Below are 21,348 nucleotides of genomic sequence, written 5' to 3' on the forward strand. Positions count from 1 at the left end.
TCGTACTCTCAAGCCTACAGAAAAGTGCCGAGGAGATGTTTGTCTCCTCGGCACGGTAGATGACTGCGTCAACGAGCCACACGATTAGAACTGATACTTAAGCTCGAACTGAATGTGGCGCTCGGTCGACCGCGTGCTGGTGATCGCTCCGAAGGTTGTGTCGGCAATGTTGTTGTCCGGGTTGCCATAGCTGGCTATGTTGCCCGCGTTGAAGAAGTCGGCGCGGAAGTCGACGTGCTGATCGTGGTACGTCTTGAAGCTCTTCTGGATGGCAGCATCGATGTTCAGGAAGCCTGGAGCACGAAGCGAACCGGTGTGAACATCTCCGAAGCGCGTAGAAGGCTGTTCCTCATACACGCACGAACCCGTGGTGTCTGAAGCGCAGGCCGTCGTCATGTTCGGATCGGTTCCAAACCAGTGCGCCACCGAACGGTTCGCGATATGAACAGGGTTCAATTGCATCGGACGCGCCGCCCCCGTGTAGGCGTTTACCTTACTTGAGTAGTACGCGTTCGACGAAACCGTTACAGGGAAGCCGGTGTAGGCTACGCCCGAGCCGCTGACCTTCCAACCACCCAGAAGTTCCTGGACGATGAAGTTAGAGCCTCCGCCCCAGCGCTGACCTTTACCGTAAGGCAGCGTGTAGGTGCCTGTAGCGTTGAATGCATGCCGCACATCATCGCCTGCCGGACCGTAGTCGCCGTGGATGTTGTAGTAGTCCTGCTGGTAATACTGCTGAGCGATATCAGCGGCTCCGTAGTAGCCAATGTCATCCGTAAGCGCATGGGCAAAGGTGTAGTTTGCAGTGAACTCCAGTCCAGCCGTCAGACGCTGCCGGAAGACCGCCTGAAGAGCGTTGTAGTTCAGGTTCGAATCCGAAGCCGTAATCTTGACCACACCGTTGTTTCCAACGATGCTCGCATACGGTTGCGGAGCGGTGAGGCTGGGAGCCTGATCGCCATAGGCAGGATCAACGAGATGATGACCGATCTCACCGAGGTATCCGACCTGCAAGGAAGATGTGTTTGTGAGCTGATACTCCGTCGTCAACGAGAACTCCTGAATCACAGCCGACTGCAAATTATTCTTCCAGGCGTAGAACGTCGTCACCGGCGGTGTGCTCGTCGGGAAGCCATTGCTAGTGATGACAGGAGTACCTGCCGAATACGCTGCACCCGTGTAGCCCGGAATGACCGCCTTCGTCTCAAAGTCGTTGTGAAATGGAGGATTTTGCGTGAGGCGAAGGTTTGCTCCTGTGCCTTCCAGGTAGGTGGTGATGCCATAGCCACCACGGACGACCATCTTTGCCCGCGGTTGGTACGAGAACCCAACGCGTGGCATGAAGTTGTCGTAGTTGGAGCTATAGCAGGCGCGCGTGGGGCAGACCGTTGCGTTAGCGAACGTATTCGCTCCCGGAACAACGCCGGCATACTCAACAACTCCAGTTGCGAGGTTGATGTTTGCCTGCTTGTTATTCACCTCGTAGATCGGTTGGTCGTACTCGTAGCGAATACCCAGATTGAAGGTCAGCCGCGGCGTGATCTTCCAGTCATCTTGCGCGAAGTAAGCGTTGCGATATTGACGCTGACCGGTGCGTCCTACAACCTGACCAACGGTCGCGTCCTGTGCGTAGTTCTGCAGGAAGTCAGCGAAGCCATAGGTAATGCCAGAGGCTGCCGCGCCGCCTGTAGCTGAATACCCGCTGGTGAACTGACCAGTGTAGGTGAAGGTTCCAAGTTCGCCGTCATTGCCAGGATAAAAGCTGTTCTGCTGATAGCGCGTCAATTCAGCGCCAAACTTGAGCAGATGCTTGCCCTTCTGCCAGGTGAGGTTATCGCTGTACTGGAACACGTTGTCGATGAAGATTTCAGGCGTGGGGTTGGTACCGACGTTGGTGACTGCCGCCGGTGCACTGGCCGCGTTGGCGGCGGTGTTGGAGAAGCTTTGCAGGCTGAAGCCAGCTGTCTCCTGCGCCTGGCTTGGAATGCCTACAACAGAGTTACCGTTGAGGCCGAAGACGCCACTCGGATCGGTTGTGACGCCGCTGTTGTAACGAACTCGCGCAAACGAGGCACGAGCGAGATTCACGATCGAAGGATTGACGGTGAAAGTCCAGTCCGCTGTAAACAAGTGATCGGGGTAGTTGGAGGCAGAAGGAAACTGCACCGGCAGCGGTTCCTTCGTGGTACCGTCCTGTGCGTAACCCTGAGAGTAGCGGGCCGAAATTACGTTGCGGTTCCAGAAGTGCCAATCGATCTTCACGTCGGCCTGATCATTCCGCTGGTAGCTACCGGACGGACCTGTGAGGTTGTTTGCCACTCCCGTCGGATCGGTCGTCGCCGCATTGGGCAGCGGGTAGATGTTTGGATGTGCAAAGAGATACTTGGCTACAGGGTTCGTAATAGGAACGCAATTGTGAACATAGGGTGTAGGAGCAGTGCCCTGCGTGTTGTAGAGCTGGATAGGACTTGCCAGCGTCAGGAGCGACGACAGATCCGCATCACCAATCGGGCAATTCGCTGTTGCAGTTAGACCGCGGAAAGCCGCAGGCGCAACGCTGACTTGCGTGGTGCCGCCAGTGTGCTCGCGATAACCCTCATAGTCGATAAAGAAGAACAGCTTGTCCTTCCAGATCGGACCTCCAAGCGTGCCACCAAAGATGGACTGGGTATACGGGCTCCGGGGGGTGATGCTCGGAGCACTGTATTTGTGCACCCAGCTATTTGCGTCGAGGTTGTCGTTCTCAAGGAAGCCGAAAACACTGCCGTGAAACTTGTTGGTGCCGCTCTTCATAACCATCAGCACTTCGCCGCCGTTGACGTTGCCGAACTCGGCGTTGGCGTTCGAGCTGATCACGCGGATCTGATCGAGTGAATCAGGGCTAGGGGTGTAGCCGATGGTGTTGTTCAGGTTCTCGTTGATCTCCTGACCATCGAGAATGTAGTTGTTCGACTGGCCGCGGTTGCCGTTCACGTTCGGCAGCGTGCTGGTGCCTGTGTCGCGCTCCGTGGAGGACTGACCACCGAACGCACCATACTGCGTCGACACGGCTCCGGGTGTGAAAACAGTCAACTGCGAGAAGTCACGGCCGTTTAGTGGAATGCTGTTGATGGTGTTTTCGGTGAAGGTTTCGCCGAGGGTCGCATTCTCGGTGTTCAGGATCGGCTGAGACTGTTCGCTCACCTCAACTGTTGTGTTGTTCGAGCCAAGCTTCAGGGCCACATCAATCTTGGCAACCTGATCGATTTCCAGAGAGAACGGACCATAGCTCTGCACGCTAAAGCCATTGGCGGTGGTCACCACCTTATAGCGACCAATCTGCAGGAAGCGGACGTTATAGATGCCTGCACCATTGGAGGTGTCGGTCGTCGTGACGCCGGTGTCCACGTTGGTGACAGCGACTTTGGCGCCAGGAATGGCTGCGCCGCTTGGATCGGTCACAGTGCCAGTTACCGATCCCGTAATAGTCTGTGCGGCTGCGGTTAAGGGGATACAAAGGAAAACCAGCATCCAGCGTATCGCTCTGAAATATTGCCTATTCATAAGATTTTGTCTCCGGCCAAAGGATTTGATCCAACAACGATGAACGCCCAAATTTCAGCTTTTGTAATCACTTTTTTGTCTAAATGGACCCTAGACGCTCATTTATCGCTATTGAAATTGGAATCTATCCCATGACCCCCGCTCGCCGCAACAAGAAATTCATCCTCGCTACATGTAATTTTCAAAATTTCCGACGGAAGCGCGATTTGTTGGTTCGCCGCCTGAAGAGTGGTGACGAAAGGCGCCACAAATATGACCTATTTTCATCAAAGTAATTAGACCTCACACACCTAAATGTTTATTTGCATTCAAATCAGTCAATCTGACGGTTTAGGCTGACAACATGATCCTGATGCCCGCGCTGCCATCTTCGACCGGCCCGCTATCTCCACTTTGCAAACTTCTGTACGCACGTATGTGCTGTGTCGCTGTCCTGTTTTGCCTTGCCCCCATAAGTGTTTTGCGAGCGCAAACTGCGACACAATTGCACCTTGTTCCCCAACCACGTGAGTTGCACAGTGTAGGTGAGTCCGATGTGCACTCTGCCACGACAAGCGTCCCTGGCGGCGACGCCGAAGACCTGTTCGCCGCCTCGAATCTCGATGCATTCTTGGCCGAGGTAGGAGTCAAAGTGGCACCCAGCGTCGGCGCACCCGATCTCATAATCAACCTGCTGCGCGCGAACTCAGACGCGGGCAAGTCTGCGCTGCAGGCGGACAAGCTGGCCTTCGATCCGGCGATGGACGCAGAGGGCTACGTACTAGTCTCGAAGCCAGGCAGCGTCACAATTATCGGCAAAACCGCTGCCGGCGTCTTCTATGGCGTGCAGACACTGAAGCAACTGGTGCAGCGTAAGGACGGTGTGACCAAGCTTTGGCTGGGTACCGTGCGCGACTGGCCTGCCATGAAGTATCGCGGCATCGACGACGACCTCTCCCGTGGGCCCTTCCCGACGCTTGCATTTCAAAAGCACCAGCTCGATGTCTTCGCGTCTTACAAGGTGAACCTCTATTCCCCCTACTTTGAGCACACGCTGGCTTACTCGAATGAGCCTCTGGCTGCTCCGCCGGGAAGCTCCTTGAGCCGCGCTGAAGCGCAGGAGCTCGTTGCCTATGCGACGAAGCTACACATCACGATCGTGCCGGAACAGGAAGCCTTCGGACATCTGCACCAGATGCTGAAGTATGAGAAATATTCAGACCTTGCAGAGACGCCTCACGGCCACGTGATCGCGCCGGGACAGAGCGGATCGCAACCGCTCATCAAGAGATGGTTCACGCAGATCGCGCAGGACTTCCCCAGCCCCTTCCTGCACATCGGCGCGGATGAGACCTTCGAACTCGGCACAGGGCGCACCAAGCCCGATGTCGACAAGCGCGGGCTCGGTCCGGTGTACGCAGACTTTCTCACGCAGATTCACACCACGCTCGCCCCGCTGAACCGCCGTCTGCTCTTTTGGGGCGACGTGGCTTGGAACGATCCCGCTGCCGTGGAAAAATTGCCGAAGGACATGGTCGCGATCCCTTGGATCTACTGGCACGAAGACAATTACGACGCGAACATCACGCCGTTCAAGAAGGCGGGCATCGAGACGTGGGTTGCCCCCGGCGATGCAAACTGGTCGGTGGTCTATCCGCTGGGCGCAGCTGCGCTGGATAACATCTCTGGCTTCGTCGAATCCGGCCAGCGACTCGGCAGCACCGGCGAGCTGACCACGGTGTGGAACGATGATGGCGAAGGTCTCTTCAATCAGGATTGGTTCGGCATTCTCTTCAGCGCCGCCGCGGGATGGCAGCCAGGTAAGAGCGATGGCGCGGCCTACCAATCCGCCTTCGGGACGCGCTTCTACAACGACACGACTGGCCGCCTCGACGAAGCCGAGAAAGAGATCATCGCCGCAGAAAATTTGATCGATGTATCGGACGAGACCTTCTGGCTCGATCCATGGAGCAAGGAAGGTCTCGCCAAGGGCGCGAAGATGCGCGCGAAGATCCCCGAGGGACGACTGCATGCGGAGAAGGCCATCGAGCTGATCCTGACCGCTCGAGCGAACGATTCGACTCTGCGCGAATTACCCGCACTTGATGCCATGGAGCTTGGCGCTCGGCGCATCGACTTCATCGGCATGAAGTTCCAGCTGGCTGAGGAGATGGCAGCCGCCTACGCCAAGGCCTACGCGATGAAGGACGATCCCAAGAAGAAGACGGAGACACGGGAGCTGCTCTCGTCCCTCAGCGATATGAACGGCCGCTGCCAGGACCTGCGCGACGGTTACTCGATGATCAAGAATCTTTACCGCGCAAGCTGGCTCGCGGAAAACCGCCCCTACTGGCTGGACAATGTGTTGGTGCGTTACGACCTGCGCATCCAGCTGTGGCAGCAGCGCGGCGAGGCCATTCGGCAACTCAACGAGACGTGGCAGGACACCGAAGTGCTGCCCACAGCTGCTGAAGCCGGAGTGCCTGCACCGCCCAAGCCGTAGCTACACGCAGATCACTTTGATACCAAGGTCTGTCAGCTTCTTGCTGGCGGCCTTCGGCAGCGAGGTGTCAGTCACCAGAACATGCACGGCAGACATGGGGCAGATGAGCGCAGGGCTCACCTGCCCTATCTTGCTCGAGTCAGCCACAACGATAATCTCGCGCGCCTGACGAATCATCGCCTGCGACACCGTCGCCTCTTCCGGCTCAAGCGTCGTCACTCCGCGTTCAAGATCAATCCCGGTCGCACTGATGAACGCCTTATCGAGATAGACATCCTTCAACATGTTCAGCGCAGGCTGCCCCGCAAGCGCGAAGGTCCAGGCCCAGGCAAGTGTGCCGCCGGTGATGGTCGTCTTAATCGCGGGTTGATTGCACAATTCCATGCCGATATTGAGGGCGTTCGTAATCACTGAAATTCCGCGCCGATGCCTCAGCGCCCGGCCCAGCTGCGTGGTCGTCGTACCCGCCATCAGGCCGATTGTCTGCATCTCCGAGATCAGTTCGCTAGCCGCCAGGCCAATGCGACGCTTCTCGTCCGCAAACCGCAACTCACGCGCTTGGAACGAAGTATCGTGGCGGAAGGACTCATAGAGAAGCGGTTCGACGAGCGTCGCTCCTCCGTGAGTCCGCAGCACCAGGCCACGTTTCTCAAGCCGCGCAAGGTCACGCCGTATGCTCGGTGCAGAGGTGCCGATCTGATCGACAAGCTCCTGTACGGAGATGTCACCCGCACGCAGCAGCGCGCGCATGATCTTATCGGCTCTTACGTCAATCTTCTTGGACATTTCTATTTTTCCCGTTGATTCAGGTGTCTGAGCTTAGCGAATATGGCGGAGGATTGCCAACATTCCCCTTGAACTGCTGATAAACGTAACGTAATCTGATTGTATAGATGCGAAACGATCAAAATTTGAGCATCGAGGTTATGCAAGTGCCTGAGAACACGTCTCCCCTCCCTTATCCACACTGGATGCTTCGCGAGATCAATGAGCAACCCGTCGCCCTCAGCACGACGCTGTCGAAGTATGTGGATGGCGACCGCTTCCGCGAGGATGTCTGCGCCCCCGTGCGTGCATGGCTGCTGGCAGCGAAGGATGAGATTGTGATCGCCGCCAGCGGATCGAGCCGCCACGCAGGTATGGTCGCCGAGATCATGTTTGAAGACATCAGCGGCATTCATGTCGATGTTGAGTACGCCAGTGAGTATACCTATCGCGCGGAGAAGGCGCTGAAGCGTGCCTCCGTCATGGTGATCTCACAGTCCGGCGAAACCGCCGACACGCTCGCTGCCCTGCGTAAGGCAAAGGCCGCCGGACATCCTACGCTTGCCATCACCAACGTTGCCAGCTCCAGCATGGCGAACGACGCCGACGTCTCCTTCCCCACTGAGGCTGGACGCGAACGCGCCGTTCCCGCAACGAAGAGCTTCACCGCGCAGCTGCAGAACATTTATCTGCTGGCCTTGCTGGCCGCCGAAGAACTGAGTGAGCTGACCAAGGATGAGGTATCTATTCGCCTCGCCGAACTCGCCGCCGCACCGGCTGCCATCACCGCCCAGCTACCCGCATGGACCAAGTCCATCGAGGTCATCGCAGAGAAGTACCGTACTTCAAACAGCTTCCTTTTCCTGGGCCGCGATCTCCACTACCCCATCGCGCGCGAAGGCGCTCTGAAGCTGAAGGAGTCTGCCTACCTGCATGCTGAAGGCTATCCTAGCGGCGAGCTGAAGCATGGCCCGAATGCACTGGTCGCCGAAGGCACTCCGCTCGTGATGCTTGCAACCTACGACCCAAACGATGACGGCTCCATACTCCGCTATGAGAAGGTCCTCCAGCTGATGACCGATATGCGCAAGCAGGGTGCGGAAATTCTCGCCGTCGCCAACACGGAAGATAATGCAATAGCGGCTCTCGCCAGCGACACGATCTTTGTCGAGCCTGCCCGTGAAGCGCTCCTGCCCATCTTCGAGGCGATTCCCCTGCAGTTGCTCTCGTACTTTGCCGCGATTCAGAACGGCATCGACGTCGATCATCCTCGGAACCTGACGAAAGCCGTTCTGGCCGAATAGAGTAGAGGCCGAGGGAAAAGTACGGATGAGTTATTTCTTAGCGATTGATGCCGGTGGCACGAAGACCGACTACCTTCTGGCCGACGAGACGAACGAGCTGGCCCGCGTACGCACAGGCACTATCAAACGCATGCGCACCGACGCGGACACCGCAGCGTCGAATCTCGACAAAGCACTGAAGGACCTGACTGCGATATCGGGCGTGTCCATGCAGTCGATCAGCTATACCTGCATCGGCACCGCGGGAATTACCGTGCCGCTCGTAACCGACTGGCTCCGCGAGGCCTTTGCGGCCCGCGTGGGTGGCAAGCTGATCTTATTGGGTGACGTAGAAATTGCCCTCGACGCCGCTTTCTTTGGAAAGCCCGGCGTACTGGCCATCGCAGGTACGGGTTCCAATGTCGCCGGTCGCGACGCAGCAGGAAATCTGCATGGTGCTGGTGGACATGGTCCCGCTCTGGCCGACCAAGGCTCAGGCCATCGCATTGGGCATGAAGCTCTACGCGCGCTCTTTCGCGCTATCGATAATGAGCAGACTACGTCACTACTACCCGCGGTTCTCGATCTATGGAAGCTGGCGGGCGTCGATGACATCGTAGCGAAAGCCAACGAGCTTCCGCCTCCCGATTTCTCGCGGCTAACGGAGGTCGTGTTGCAATGTGCAGAACAAGGGGACACCGTCGCTGCTGAAGTACTCAAGCAGCAAGGCGAAGAGCTCGCCGAAGTGGTGAGCCTTGTCATGCGGAAGGTCATGCGCGGAGCCGCTGATTCCTCATGGGTGCCAACCGTAGCCTTCACCGGCTCTATCATGGAGAAAGTTCTGCCCGTGCGAATCGCTCTCATCGCAGCGTTGGAACGCGAGTATCCGGCTGTGCAGACCATCGCGGGCACAGTCGATCCCATCAGCGGAGCTCTATGGCGGGCACGCAGCGGACGATAGTCCATACAGCAAAAGCAAGCGGGGCAGACCGTGCTCCCGAAGGAGCATGATGCGTTACCGTAGTCTTCTCTCGTTCGCCCTCGTAGCCCCGCTTCTTTTGCAGACCACCGCAGCGCAGCAGCTCTGTGCCAATAAGCAAACGCAACAACAACTGGACGCACGCATCGACGCAATCATTGCAAAGATGACTTTGCAGGAGAAAGTGCTCCAATTGGATGACCGTGCCCCCGCCATCGCGCGACTCGGTATCCCCGCTTACAACTGGTGGAACGAAGGTCTGCACGGCCTCGCACGCGATGGGTACGCGACAGTATTCCCGCAAGCTATCGGCCTCGCCGCCACATGGGACGCTGCGCTACTTCATGACGTCGGCGATACCGTATCCACCGAGGCCCGCGCCAAGTTCAACCCCCTGCTGCATCAGGACACTGTGCGCTATGGCGGACTCACCGTCTGGTCGCCAAACATCAACATCTTCCGAGACCCTCGCTGGGGACGCGGCCAGGAGACCTACGGCGAAGATCCGTTCCTCACCGCAACGCTTGGCACTCAGTTTGTCGAAGGTGTGCAAGGAAACGATCCCTTCTACCTGAAAGCCGACGCTACCCCGAAGCACTTCGTCGCTCACAGCGGCCCCGAAGAAGGTCGCGACAGCTTCAACACCAAAGTCAGTGCACACGATCTCGCCGACACCTACCTGCCCGCTTTCCATCAGCTCACAACAACGGCACACGCAGCCGCGCTGATGTGCTCGTACAACGCAATTAATGGCACACCGTCGTGTGCTGATGGCGAGCTTCTGCAGACGCGCGTTCGAGATAGCTGGGGCTTCAAGGGCTACATCGTCTCCGATTGCGATGCGGTCGGTAACATCTCCACCTATCATCACTATGCGCCCGACGCTGCACACGGCGCAGCAGACGCGCTCCATGCAGGAGTCGATCTCGACTGCGGCAACACCTACGCATCGCTCAAAGACTCCGTCGCACAAAGCCTCGTCAAGGAAAGCGAAGTGGACCATGCGCTTCACCGATTGCTTCTCGCGCGCCTGAAGCTCGGCATGATGGATCAGGCTTCCTGCACCACGTACGACCGCATCGAGGCCAGCGCCAACGACACACCCGAGCATCGCCAGCGCGCCCTGCGTGCGGCCGAAGAGTCCATCGTGCTGCTGAAGAACGACGGCGTGCTCCCACTGAAGCCCTCCGCCAGCATCGCGCTCATCGGTCCCAACGCCGACATGATGCGCGTGCTCGAAGCCAACTATCACGGCACCGCATCGCAGCCAGTCACGCCCTACGACGCGCTCACCGCACGCTTCAAAAACGTTCACTACGCACAGGGCAGCCTGCTCGCCGCAGGCGTCACAGCACCCATCCCGCGTAACGTTCTGCGCACTGACACTACCACCACCGCCGCTGCCGGGCTGCACGTCCAATACTTTACAAACACCACCTTCGAAGGGGAACCAGCCTTCACCGAAACGGTACCTAAGGTCGATCTCGATCTCGACCGCGTCGGCCCTTCGACGAAGATTACCGCGAAGCAATATTCCGCACGCTGGACCGGTGCCATCCTCCCGCCTGCATCCGGTGCCTACAATTTGCACGTAAACATCGAGCGCTGCTGGGACTGCAAGACCCACGATCACTTCAAGCTCTACATCGATGCAAAGCTCGTGCTTGAGAACAACGGCGAAAAGGCCACACCAAATGAAATCGCCGTCCAATTCGGCGACACGAACCCGCACGCCATCAAGCTCGAACTCGCTCACACCGGCGAGGACGAGGGTATGGCACTCGAATGGGAGCCGCCGGCCAACGCAATGATCGAACAGGCCGTCGAAGCCGCAAAGCAATCCGATGTCATCGTAGCCTTCGTTGGCCTCTCACCCGATCTCGAAGGCGAGGCGCTACAGGTCCACCTCGAAGGCTTCCTTGGCGGCGACCGTACGACATTGGGCCTTCCCGCGGCTCAACTGAACCTACTCAAGCATCTGCATGATCTGAACAAGCCGATGATCGTCGTGCTGAATTCAGGCTCAGCTGTCGCCCTCGATGCTGCACCCTTCAACGCAATGCTTGCCGCCTGGTATCCCGGCGAAGAAGGTGGTGATGCCCTCGCCAACGTGCTTTCCGGTAAGACCAGCCCTTCCGGCCGCCTGCCACTCACCTTCTACCGTTCCGTCGACGACCTGCCCGACTTTAGTGACTACAGCATGGCGCACCGCACCTATCGCTACTTCGACGGCCCGGTTCTCTATCCCTTCGGCTACGGTCTCAGCTACGCAAAGTTCAACTACGGCCCTGTGAAGCTCTCAAGCAAATCGCTAAAGGCAGGCGATAGCCTGAACGCCACCGTCACACTGCATAACACCAGCGCCACCGCAGCCGACGAAGTAGCCGAACTCTACCTCGTTCCCCCGCAGCAGGAGGGATCGCCGCATCTCACGCTCCAGGGCATACAGCGAGTCACGCTCCCAGCCAACGGATCACGTCGCCTCACCTTCACCCTCGCCCCTTCGCAGCTCAGCTTTGTCGACCCCGCGGGACATCGCGCGGTCCGCAGCGGCGATTACCGCATTTTCATCGGCAGTACTCAGCCAGGGAAGGAAGATCTGCAGAACGAGAAGGCCGGAGCGGTCGTTCATATCACGGGTGAGAAGGCGATGGACTTTTAGTTAATGGCTTAGGAAGTCAGAAGGCCTGGGCATCCAGCCCAGGCCTTCTGTTTTGTCCCGTGCCTCACCTACCGCAACAATTCCGGCCGCGTCTCCACTGTCTTCACAATCAACTCACCAAACAACGTATTCGCCCACGCAAACCAGGGCCGCGTGAAGTTGCGGCTGTCGTTCCTGTTGTAGCTTTCGTGGATAAAGCCCTTCTCAATCGCCGCAGCCTTCAGCATTTTCAGCGCATGCGCAATCTCCGCATCCGAGTGGCTCGTCAACGCATACACCGTCTGCGACATAGGCCAGATCATGTCCTTGCCTTCGTGCGGTCCGCCGATTCCCTCACCCGCTGTCCCCTTGAAGAACCACGGGTTACGCTCGCTCCAAACAAACGCCCGCGTCCGCGCATAGAGCGCCGCATCGGGCGAGCTCTCCAGATACGGCAGCCCCAAAAGGCTCGGCACATTCGCATCGTCCATCAATAGCTGGCTGCCGAAGCCATCGACCTCATATGCCCAGATGGTTCCAGCCGCCGTCTGTGCGACCGCATGCTGCTTCAAAGCACTCTCGACTTCAGCCGCCAGGCTGCTCGCCTCGTTCGCCAGCTTGCTGTCGTGCAGAATCGCCTGTGCCATCGCCGCAAGTTGCCGCAGCGACGTCACAGCAAACAAATTCGAAGGCACTAAAAACGGAAAGGTACATGCATCGTCCGAAGGCCTGAAGCCCGAGGCAATCAACCCCACAGGCTTCACCGGGTTACCAAAACCGCGGCTCGGCAGCGACTCCGTCGGATACGGTGACATCCGCATAAAGCTATACGGCCCGGCACCATCCTTACGCTGCTGCACACGCATCGTCTGCACCACAAGCGTCATAGCCTTCTGCCACGCAGCATCGAACGGCTTCGTGTCTCCCGTCTGCTTCCAATAACCATGAGCTAGCCGAATGGGATAGCACAGCGAATCGAGTTCGTACTTGCGTTCGCCCACACCTTGCTTCATCTCGGTCTTGTCCGTGCGACTCCACTCCAATGGCGGTGCGCTCAGGTCAGCCATAAAGGCATTCGCATACGTGTCGATGAGCAGACAGCGCGTCTGCCGTCGAATCACTCCCTCCAGCAACTCGCGCAGTGCGGCATCCCTCGCCGCCATCGGCAGATACGGCCACACCTGCGCGGACGAATCGCGCAGCCACATCGCAGCAATGTCACCGGTAATCACCGCAGTATCCGGCTTGCCTTCAAACGTCCCCGGCTCAACCGTCGTATCCAGCGTGTTGGGATAGCAATTGCGGAACAGGTGCGACATCTGCGCATCGCCAATCTTCGCGCATGTCTGCACTATCAGATCTTCCACAGCCTTGCTGTGGAACTTGCGATCGCCCACAGCAGGCCGCTCACCCGACATGGTCGGATCGGTCGGCACGGCCGCTAGCAAAGTGCGCACGCTTCCGGGTAGTATGGCAGCGCTGGTTGCAGTCATCGTTTTCAGCACGTCTCGTCTATTCCATGGCATCGTTACCATCCCCCGAAACAATAAGTCTTCATCAGGATAATGCCCATTTACAATTCAAACAGTCAAGGATGTGGAATTTTAGCCTCCACTCGACACCCACGAATCTTCGGTTCTGACTGCTACATCGCGTAAGGGAAAACTTTCACCATGATCTCTCGTCGCAACTTCCTGCAAACCTCGATCGGCGCCGCAGCCGCAGCCTACCTTCCTTCGTCCGCGCTAGCTTGGCAAAGCTCCAGGCTCAGCGCAGATGACCCGATCCGCTGGGTGGAGCCCCGCATCGGTACCGGCGGACACGGTCACTGCTTCCCTGGTGCATCTATGCCCTTCGGCGCCGTGCAGCTCAGCCCTGATACGTATGATGATCAGTGGGACTGGTGCTCCGGCTATCACATCTCCGACACCTCCATCATGGGCTTCAGCCACACGCACCTCAGCGGCACTGGCTGCGGCGATCTGCTCGACTTCCTCGTTATGCCCGGTGTCGGCCCGGTAAAGGTTATCCCCGGCACACGCGAAAAGCCAGAGTCCGGCTATCGCTCCCGCTTTAGCCACGACGACGAGGTCATCACACCCGGCTACTATTCCGTCCTACTGAAGGACCCGAACGTGCACGCAGAGCTCTCTGCGACTGAGCGCGCCGCGATTCATCGCTACACCTTCCCCGCCAACAACGAGTCATGGATCATCGTCGACCTGCAGCACTGTTATGGTGGAGCGAAGCAGGTGAAGTCAGGCGAACTCTCCCGCCATGCGGTCGCCGAACTACGTGGTGGCCACGTCACCTCGTCGTGGGGTGCCAACCGCCACTGTTACTTCGCCATGGAGTTTTCGAAGAAGCCCGAAAGTGTCGTCTTCTACCAGGACGATACCGAACTCTCTGCTCTTCCCGCCAAACTCGAAGGAACCAACCTCAAGGCCGTGCTGCACTTCAAGACGCACACCAACGAGGTCATCCTCATCAAGACCGGCATCTCTGCCATCAGCTCGGAGGCAGCCGCCGCCAACCTGCATCATGAGATTCCAGCCTGGAACTTCGACAAGGTCCGCAGCGATGCGCGCGAGGCCTGGCGCAAGCAGATCGGCAAGATCCAGGTGAAGACCGCGAACGAGTCGCACAAGAAGGTCTTCTACACCGCCCTGTATCACATGTCCCTCGGCCCTTGTCTCTTCGACGATGTCGATGGCAGCTACCGCGGCATGGATGACCAGGTCCATAAGCTCGCAGCAGGCCACCACAACTACACTACCTTCTCCTGCTGGGATACCTACCGCGCCGCGCATCCTGCCTACACGCTCTTTGAAACCGAACGCGTGCCTGACTTCGCAAACGCCCTGATCAACATGGCCGACCAGAGCCCCGAGGGCATGCCCGTGTGGCCGCTACAGGGTACAGAGACCGGCACCATGACTGGCTATCACTCCGCGTCGATCATCTCGGAAGCTATCAACAAGGGCTTCCCCGGCATCAATGAAGAGCTGGCCTACAAGTGCATGATGAAGCGCGCCATGGTCGATGACTGGCGTGGCCTGGGTCTCTATCGCAAGATGGGCTACATCCCGGTCGATCTCGAAGGCGAGGCTGTATCGAAGACCTTCGAGTACTGCTATAACGACTGGGCCATCGCGCACGTCGCCCGCAAGCTTGGCCATGCTGATGATGCAAAGCTTCTCGCCGAGCGTTCGAAGAACTACCGCGCCTACTACGATCCTTCCACGCAGTTCATGCGTCCCAAGCTCGCCGACGGCAAGTTCACGGCACCCTTCAACCCCATCGACCTCGGCCACTCCAAGAAATGGCGCGACTACACCGAGTCCAATGCTTGGCAGACGACCTTCGGCGTGCAGCACGATGCCGCTGGCCTCATCGAGCTCTTTGGCGGACGCGAGCCCTTCCTCACCAAGCTGGACGCGCTCTTCACGGTGCCCTCTACTCTGCCCGCTGATGCCCCACCCGACATCGCCGGTCTCGTCGGACAGTACGCGCATGGCAACGAACCCTCGCACCACATCGCCTATCTGTACGTATACGCAGGCGCTCCGTGGAAGACGCAGGACCGCGTTCGCAGCCTGATGGAGACCATGTACGCTCCACTCCCCGATGGCATGCAGGGCAACGAAGACGTCGGTCAGATGTCGGCATGGTTCATCCTCAGCGCGCTCGGCTTCTACTCTGTCGATGCCGTCAGTGGAAACTACATCCTCGGTTCGCCGCTGTTCGATAGCGCCACCGTCGACCTCGGCAACGGCCACAAGCTGGAGATTGAAGTCCACCGCACCGATCCTGCGCACCAGTACATTCAGTCGTTCAGCCTGAATGGCACGCCGCAGCAGCGTGCCTGGTTCAACCACACCGACATCGCCAAGGGCGGAAAATTGTCCTTCGAGATGGGCGCGGAACCCAACAAACAATTCGGTGCCGCGCATGAGGTCGTCCCGCCGTCCCTCACGCTTTAAGAAAAAAGAGGTGGGGCAAAGCCCCACCTGCCGGAGATACAAACAAAGGCTCCCGATGGCTAAGCCAACAGGGAGCCTTTGTTGTCTCGAAACCAGATCAGAAATTGTTGGACTACCTCCCGACGCGCGCTCGAGAGCGGCAAGGGATACTCCGCCTTCGCCAGTCCACGCTCGGCAGCAATCACCTTCAGCCCCCACGGCACAGGCAGCTTCACCAGCCAACCGATAAACTCTTCGAGCGCCGACTTTAGTTGCAGTGACCGCGCACTCTTTGCATCCTTGGCAGCTTCGCAGAACAACGCCAGCATCAGCTCCGGCAACACACACGAAACTCCAGACACCACGCCATCACACAGACCTTCAGCCAGCGCGGGATGCAGAGCGGAGTCGTTGCCGATCACGCGGTTTGCTCTAGGCGCGCAGTCCTTCAACAGCCTCACCGTATCCAGCGAGCCGCTGCTGTCTTTGACTCCCTGGATCTGTGCCTGTTCTGTCACAAGTTTCAACGTCGTCAGCGGCTCAAGTCCCGTCGTGAAGCTCGGTAGGTTGTATAGCAAGGTAGGGAGTGCTGTATGCTGCGCAATCTCTTCCGCGTAGGCCACCAGGTCCTGCTGCTCGTAGGGAAAGAAGTAAGGTATCGGCAGCAACAAACCATCGGCACCTGCGCTCTCCGCAGCACCAATACGTTGCAGCGTTCCTCGCGTGTCAGCAGCGCCGACTGCTGCAATCAGTTTCATCTCCGCGCCGCCCACGACCCTCGCCCGACCCAGCATCGCGCCAAGCTCCTCTGGCGAAGTCAGACAGTACTCTCCTGTCGCTCCATTCAATACGATTCCATCAACACCTGCCTTCAGCAGGAACTCCATGTGGTGCGTCAACTCGTCCAGGTCGACTGCGCCCGCGTCCGTACGCGGCAACGTCATCGCCGTGAAGACTCCACTGATAAGTGTCTTGCGAGTGTTATCAAAGATAGAAATGGTGATGCTCCAATTCGGTAAAGATAGCTATCGTTGTGCTGACATAGAATGGTTCCCATGCCTCAGGATCGATCGTTGACGAAGTCGGCGGCAAGGAAGAAACCTGCGCTCACTCTGCCGCCTCCAGCGGAGTCCGCACGGAGCCGCATCTACAACTACATTCATGACCTCGTGACATCCGGGGCGCTTCCCGGAGGCCATGTAATCTCGGAGCTGCAGGTCTCGCGCATCCTTGGCACCAGCCGTTCGCCCGTGCGCGAAGCCGTCGCAAACCTGATCGCCGATGGCCTTCTCAAACAAGCTCCTAACCGCAGCGCAGTGGTTGTCGACCTCACTCGCGAGGACATCGTTGATCTTTATGAGGTGCGCGAAGCCCTCGAGGTCTACGCCGTGCGCAAGGTCTCGCAGCGTGGCCTTCACCCTGAAAACCATAAACAGCTTCTGGACTATCTCGACAGCTTTCAGCTCATCCTCCGTTCGCTGAAGGCCAGCGGCAAGCGTTTGCTCAGTGAAGAACAGATGGCCGAGTTCTCCAGTCTGGATATGAAGCTTCACGCCTTGCTGGTCCTCTCCACACAAAATGTGCGGATGCAAAAGGTCGTATCGGACACGCGCGTACTGGTGCGGGTCTTCGCCATGCGCCGCAACGGACATGAGATCTCCATGCTTGAGAAGATCCACCGCCAGCATGTGGCCATCGTGCAGGCTGTCGCCAAAGGCCGAGTAGAAGAGGCCGCCACACTTCTCTCCGAACACATTCAAACCAGCCTCAAGGAGCGCCTCGAAGAGTTCGATCTCTGGAAGCGCGATAACGCGATGCGCGATCAGCCCATCGATGCCAGTCTGCCCGGTCGTCTTCGCAAGCGATAGCCGCCGCAACAGAAAGCAGGGCGTGATCCCCTCTCCGGGATCACGCCCATTTTGCTGGTTAGAACTTGTACTTCAACTCAAGTTCCAACTGACGCTGCTGCGACCGCGAGCTCTGCACATAGCCCCAGGTGCTGCCACCGTTCACTGTGCGTCCCTGGTTGTTGTAGCTGGTGATATTCCCAACGTTGTACGCGTTAGCAATAAACGTCAACGTGTGCTCGTGGTACAGCGTCCAGTTCTTCTGCACCGCAGCATCGATGTTGCGGAAGCCCTGAGCACGCTCAGAACCAACGCTCGCCGTACCGAAGATCGGGGCCGAGCCTGGAGCGGCAGCCGCAGGCTGGCCGTAGGCACAGATGCTGTCATCGAAGCCAGCCGTACCGCAGGTGCCCGTGCCGACGTTACCTGAGTGAGTCGCCGAAGGATCAGTTCCCCACGCGCCAGCAACTACATACGAATTGCCGGAACCCGTGGAACCATCTACCGTTTGAACACCGGTCGCATTGTTTTGAGTCACATAGAGGCCATCTTTTACTCCGGTGATCTTCATGTGGCGATAGTGGTTCGCCCGCAACGTGCCCGTTCCAACCGCACCCGAGCTACCGCTCGCAGTGATCGTGTTCGGTTGACCCGAGAATAGAACCGCCGTACCCGAGGCCTTCCACCCGCCTACGATCTCATCCAGCCAGAGCGGCATGTTACGACCAAACTGGCCCTTGCGACCGAAAGGCAGCGCGTAGGAGAAGTTGCTGTTCAGCATGTGACGGCTGTCGCTTGCCGAAGGGCCGTACTCGCAGCTTAGGCAGAAGTTGTTCTGCGGATTGCCGCCTGCCACGTTGTTATCGTTCACCGAGACCAGACCCGAAGTATCGCCCATGGCGTGCCCATAGGTGTAGTTGACCGTGATTTCAAAACCATTTGAAGGACGCAGGCGATAGGTGACCTCGCCAGCGTTGAAGTTCGAATACGCTTCAGTCTCAAGCAGCTCCACGGCGTTGGTGCCGATCGTGAAATTACCCGCTGCAGCCGCGATGACCGTTGAGTTGAACGCCGCGCTTGAAGCTGTACCAACCAACTTCTCCTGGTTGATGTTGCGCTCGTCCGCAAGATGCTGCGCGGTGTTGCCAACGTACTGCACGGTAACACTCTGCTTGTTGTTGATAGCGTATTCGGCCACCAGGCTGAACTGTGTCTCCACCATTGGCTTCAGCTTGTTCCAGGTAGTGAAGCTGACGGCCTGCGTCGCGCCCGTGGTGTTGAAACCATTCGTTACAGCAAAGGGAGTTCCCGCCGAAGCCGTGGTCGGCGTCTGCGCCGTACCCGAAAGGGACTCGTAGTACGGTGCGTTCGTCGTGTGCTTCAGTGCGTTGTAGTCCATGTAGGTGAAGATGCCGAAGCCACCACGCAAGACGAGCTTGGGGTCGATGCTGTAAGCAAAGCCCACGCGCGGTCCAAAGTCGTTGTAGGTGGGACTATACAGCGAACGGCTGTTGCCGTTCTGGCCTGCAAGCTGCAAAGCTCCGGTCGCAGGGTTAAGATTTGCGATCTTGTTTTGGACTTCGTATGCGGGCTGATCGTACTGCCAGCGCAGGCCATAGTTTACCGTCAGCTTAGGAGTGACCTTCCAGTCGTCCTGTGCGAAGACGCCAAAGCGGTACTGACGCAAACCGAACTTGCCGGTCGTCGGCGAAACAGCGTAGCCGCTTGAGTAGTCGAGAAGGAAGTCCGCAAAGTCATAACCCACCGACTGGCCCGTTGTCGGGTTGCCGGTGAACGAACCGCTGTAGCTGAAGCTACCCAGCAGACCGCTGCCCGTATTCTGCAGGAAGTTGTTATCTGCGCGGAATAACTGCGCGCCGAACTTTGTGCTGTGCCTACCGTGCGACCACGTCAAGTTATCGCCGTAGCTAAACTGATTGTCGTAAGCGATATTGCCAGTGCCCGCGGTGCCAACGCTGTTGACGCCCGAACTGTTCGTGCTCTGCGTGAAGCTCTGGAGTGTGAACCCAGGAACCAACTGTGTGTACGGAATTCCTACGAGCGATTCACCACTCGTGAACTGACCTGAGAGATCGCGGTTGAAGGAGTTATAACCGACGCGCGTATAGCCCATGCGGTACTCGTTCACCAGACTCTGGTTGATCACGCGGGTGTACAGCAAAACGCCCTGCTGGAAAGGGAAATCCGTTGCGCTGGCGAAAGAAATCGGTAACAACTGCGACTGTGGATTGCTCACAGCATCACCATAGCTGTAACGCACCGAGAAGCGATCCTTATCCGTCGGCGTGTAGTCGATCTTGATGTCGCCCTGGTTATTTTCCTGCAACGTCTTGGCAGTGTTCTGGTAGTTGCCCTTGATCGGAGCCGCGGATGCGACCTCATTTGGCAGCGGCAGTAGCTCCGGGTGGGCGAAGAGATACTTCGCCACCGGGTTGTTGATCGGCACGAGGTTCTGATAAAAAACTCCACCGATGGTCTGATTCAGCGGCGCGTTGCCATGCTGCGTGTCATAAAGCTGAGCAACAGCCGAACCGAAGTAAGCATCGCCCGCGAGCGGCGACACGCTTTGATCGACCGCGCCCGCAGCAGCCGTGGTGTTACCGCGCCACGCGTTAAGCGGTAGGTTGAGGCGGCTCGTCGATGCCGTGGGGAGACGATACGCCTCATAATCGCCAAAGAAGAAAAGCTTGTCCTTGAAGTGTGGCACCGGACCACCAAAGGCGACGTTGTAGTTCGATTGCGTGTACTTCGAGCGCGGCGTGAATGAATTACCGGGCAGAACGCGCTTATTACCGAAGGTGTTCGCGTCCATCATCCAATTTTGGAGGTACGCCGATGCGGCCCCGTGATACTGGCTGGTTCCGACCTTCATCGTGTTCAGCACCTGCGTGGCGCCGTCGCCATACTCAGCAGGTGGTACGACCGACAGGATCGTAATTTCCTGCAGAGCTTCCTGCGGAATGTTGTAAGCAGGCGCACCAAAACCATTCGTAAGATTCGCACCGGTATCCACGATGCTGATACCGTCTAGCGTGAAGTTCGTAGTGTACGTACGGTTGCCGTTGATGTTCGGCAGCGTCGCAAAACTCTGCACACGCAGGCCGGAGTTGTTTGGGCTGCTCACCGAGCCGTTCCACTGGTTGCCATCCGCAACTGAGCTGCCCGGCATCACCTGCGTCAACTCCGTCGTGTTGTGTCCGTTGATCGGCAGGTCGTCGATCATCGTCTGCGAGATCGTCGTGCTGATCATGCCGTTCTCAGTGTTCAGCAGCGGCGTCGAATCGCTCGTCACCTCGACCGTCGACTCGGAGCCCGCCGTCAGCTTCGCGTCGACCTTCGCCACCTGGCTAACTTCCAGCAAGAAGGGTGCTGTCACCTTCGTAGTAAAGCCTTTGTCCGTGATCGTCACCTTGTAGGTACCGATCGGCAGGAACCGCACGCTGTAGATACCGTCGTTGTTCGTCGTCACGGTGTTCTTCACGCCCGTGGCCACATTGGTCGCCGTCACCTGCGCACCTACAACCACTGCACCGGTCGGGTCCGTGACCGTACCACCGATATCGCCAGTAATCGTCTGAGCAGACAGTCGCAGACCGCAACACAGCGTCAGCATGACCACAACAAAAAGATTCAACACTAACTTCTTACTACGCATATTGCCTCCTGATGCGTTCCTAAACCAGTTCTCTACATTCATCGCTGTCAGGGGTCACCCCGGACAATCGCTCCACGCCCTGCTCAGCTTGAATCTGACCGTTTGATCGTGATTTGCGCACACAACCCATCTGGCAAACCGCAATTTGAATGTTTCGTAAAAACTACTGC

At 58.0% G+C, this 21,348-nt stretch carries 11 protein-coding genes; 6 read left to right on the forward strand and 5 right to left on the reverse strand.

Annotated elements, in window-relative coordinates:
• Positions 1-84: 84 nt before the first annotated feature.
• Positions 85-3,543 (reverse strand): TonB-dependent receptor, encoded by a 3,459-nt coding sequence (locus OHL14_RS07295; RefSeq protein WP_317890400.1) that lies wholly within the window; start codon positions 3,541-3,543, stop codon positions 85-87.
• A gap of 415 nt (positions 3,544-3,958) precedes the next feature.
• Here OHL14_RS07295 and OHL14_RS07300 point away from each other — a divergent pair, with 415 nt between their 5' ends.
• Positions 3,959-6,025 (forward strand): beta-N-acetylhexosaminidase, encoded by a 2,067-nt coding sequence (locus OHL14_RS07300; protein WP_263378693.1) that lies wholly within the window; start codon positions 3,959-3,961, stop codon positions 6,023-6,025.
• Here the strand turns inward: OHL14_RS07300 and OHL14_RS07305 are convergent, their stop codons facing one another.
• Positions 6,026-6,811: a DeoR/GlpR family DNA-binding transcription regulator gene (locus OHL14_RS07305; protein WP_263378672.1), complete on the reverse strand. Its 786-nt coding sequence runs from the start codon at positions 6,809-6,811 to the stop codon at positions 6,026-6,028.
• A gap of 185 nt (positions 6,812-6,996) precedes the next feature.
• Here OHL14_RS07305 and OHL14_RS07310 point away from each other — a divergent pair, with 185 nt between their 5' ends.
• The 3 genes from OHL14_RS07310 to OHL14_RS07320 are packed head-to-tail and all read left to right on the forward strand — an operon-like array spanning position 6,997 to position 11,714.
• Complete coding sequence (locus tag OHL14_RS07310) at positions 6,997-8,094, forward strand: SIS domain-containing protein (RefSeq protein WP_263378673.1); 1,098 nt, start codon at positions 6,997-6,999, stop codon at positions 8,092-8,094.
• Positions 8,095-8,119: 25 nt separating this feature from the next.
• The gene (locus tag OHL14_RS07315) at positions 8,120-9,034 is read left to right on the forward strand and encodes an N-acetylglucosamine kinase (protein WP_263378674.1); all 915 of its coding nucleotides are present in this window, start codon (positions 8,120-8,122) and stop codon (positions 9,032-9,034) included.
• 46 nt (positions 9,035-9,080) lie between these two features.
• Positions 9,081-11,714, forward strand: coding sequence for a glycoside hydrolase family 3 C-terminal domain-containing protein (locus OHL14_RS07320; protein ID WP_263378675.1), 2,634 nt, complete (start codon positions 9,081-9,083; stop codon positions 11,712-11,714).
• Between the two features lie 68 nt (positions 11,715-11,782).
• On the opposite strand, the gene OHL14_RS07325 is transcribed toward OHL14_RS07320, so the two are convergent.
• Positions 11,783-13,150 (reverse strand): glycoside hydrolase family 125 protein, encoded by a 1,368-nt coding sequence (locus tag OHL14_RS07325; RefSeq protein WP_263378676.1) that lies wholly within the window; start codon positions 13,148-13,150, stop codon positions 11,783-11,785.
• Positions 13,151-13,366: 216 nt separating this feature from the next.
• Here OHL14_RS07325 and OHL14_RS07330 point away from each other — a divergent pair, with 216 nt between their 5' ends.
• Positions 13,367-15,676: a GH92 family glycosyl hydrolase gene (locus OHL14_RS07330; protein WP_263378677.1), complete on the forward strand. Its 2,310-nt coding sequence runs from the start codon at positions 13,367-13,369 to the stop codon at positions 15,674-15,676.
• A 59-nt stretch (positions 15,677-15,735) separates the two neighbouring features.
• On the opposite strand, the gene OHL14_RS07335 is transcribed toward OHL14_RS07330, so the two are convergent.
• On the reverse strand, positions 15,736-16,659 hold the full coding sequence (locus tag OHL14_RS07335; protein WP_317890401.1) for a dihydrodipicolinate synthase family protein: 924 nt from the start codon (positions 16,657-16,659) through the stop codon (positions 15,736-15,738).
• Between the two features lie 51 nt (positions 16,660-16,710).
• Here OHL14_RS07335 and OHL14_RS07340 point away from each other — a divergent pair, with 51 nt between their 5' ends.
• Positions 16,711-17,523, forward strand: coding sequence for a GntR family transcriptional regulator (locus tag OHL14_RS07340; RefSeq protein ID WP_263378678.1), 813 nt, complete (start codon positions 16,711-16,713; stop codon positions 17,521-17,523).
• A 58-nt stretch (positions 17,524-17,581) separates the two neighbouring features.
• On the opposite strand, the gene OHL14_RS07345 is transcribed toward OHL14_RS07340, so the two are convergent.
• Positions 17,582-21,178 (reverse strand): TonB-dependent receptor, encoded by a 3,597-nt coding sequence (locus OHL14_RS07345; RefSeq protein WP_263378679.1) that lies wholly within the window; start codon positions 21,176-21,178, stop codon positions 17,582-17,584.
• Positions 21,179-21,348: the final 170 nt, after the last annotated feature.

Source organism: Granulicella paludicola (assembly GCF_025685545.1).
In the GTDB taxonomy this organism is placed as follows: Bacteria; Acidobacteriota; Terriglobia; order Terriglobales; family Acidobacteriaceae; genus Granulicella; species Granulicella paludicola.

What these genes read in the sequence shown, in the direction of transcription:
- OHL14_RS07295 (WP_317890400.1), bottom strand. Translation starts at nt 3,543, where the DNA reads ATGAATAGGCAATATTTCAGAGCGATACGCTGGATGCTGGTTTTCCTT.
- OHL14_RS07300 (WP_263378693.1), top strand. Translation starts at nt 3,959, where the DNA reads ATGTGCTGTGTCGCTGTCCTGTTTTGCCTTGCCCCCATAAGTGTTTTG.
- OHL14_RS07305 (WP_263378672.1), bottom strand. Translation starts at nt 6,811, where the DNA reads ATGTCCAAGAAGATTGACGTAAGAGCCGATAAGATCATGCGCGCGCTG.
- OHL14_RS07310 (WP_263378673.1), top strand. Translation starts at nt 6,997, where the DNA reads ATGCTTCGCGAGATCAATGAGCAACCCGTCGCCCTCAGCACGACGCTG.
- OHL14_RS07315 (WP_263378674.1), top strand. Translation starts at nt 8,120, where the DNA reads ATGAGTTATTTCTTAGCGATTGATGCCGGTGGCACGAAGACCGACTAC.
- OHL14_RS07320 (WP_263378675.1), top strand. Translation starts at nt 9,081, where the DNA reads ATGATGCGTTACCGTAGTCTTCTCTCGTTCGCCCTCGTAGCCCCGCTT.
- OHL14_RS07330 (WP_263378677.1), top strand. Translation starts at nt 13,367, where the DNA reads ATGATCTCTCGTCGCAACTTCCTGCAAACCTCGATCGGCGCCGCAGCC.
- OHL14_RS07340 (WP_263378678.1), top strand. Translation starts at nt 16,711, where the DNA reads ATGCCTCAGGATCGATCGTTGACGAAGTCGGCGGCAAGGAAGAAACCT.
- OHL14_RS07345 (WP_263378679.1), bottom strand. Translation starts at nt 21,178, where the DNA reads ATGCGTAGTAAGAAGTTAGTGTTGAATCTTTTTGTTGTGGTCATGCTG.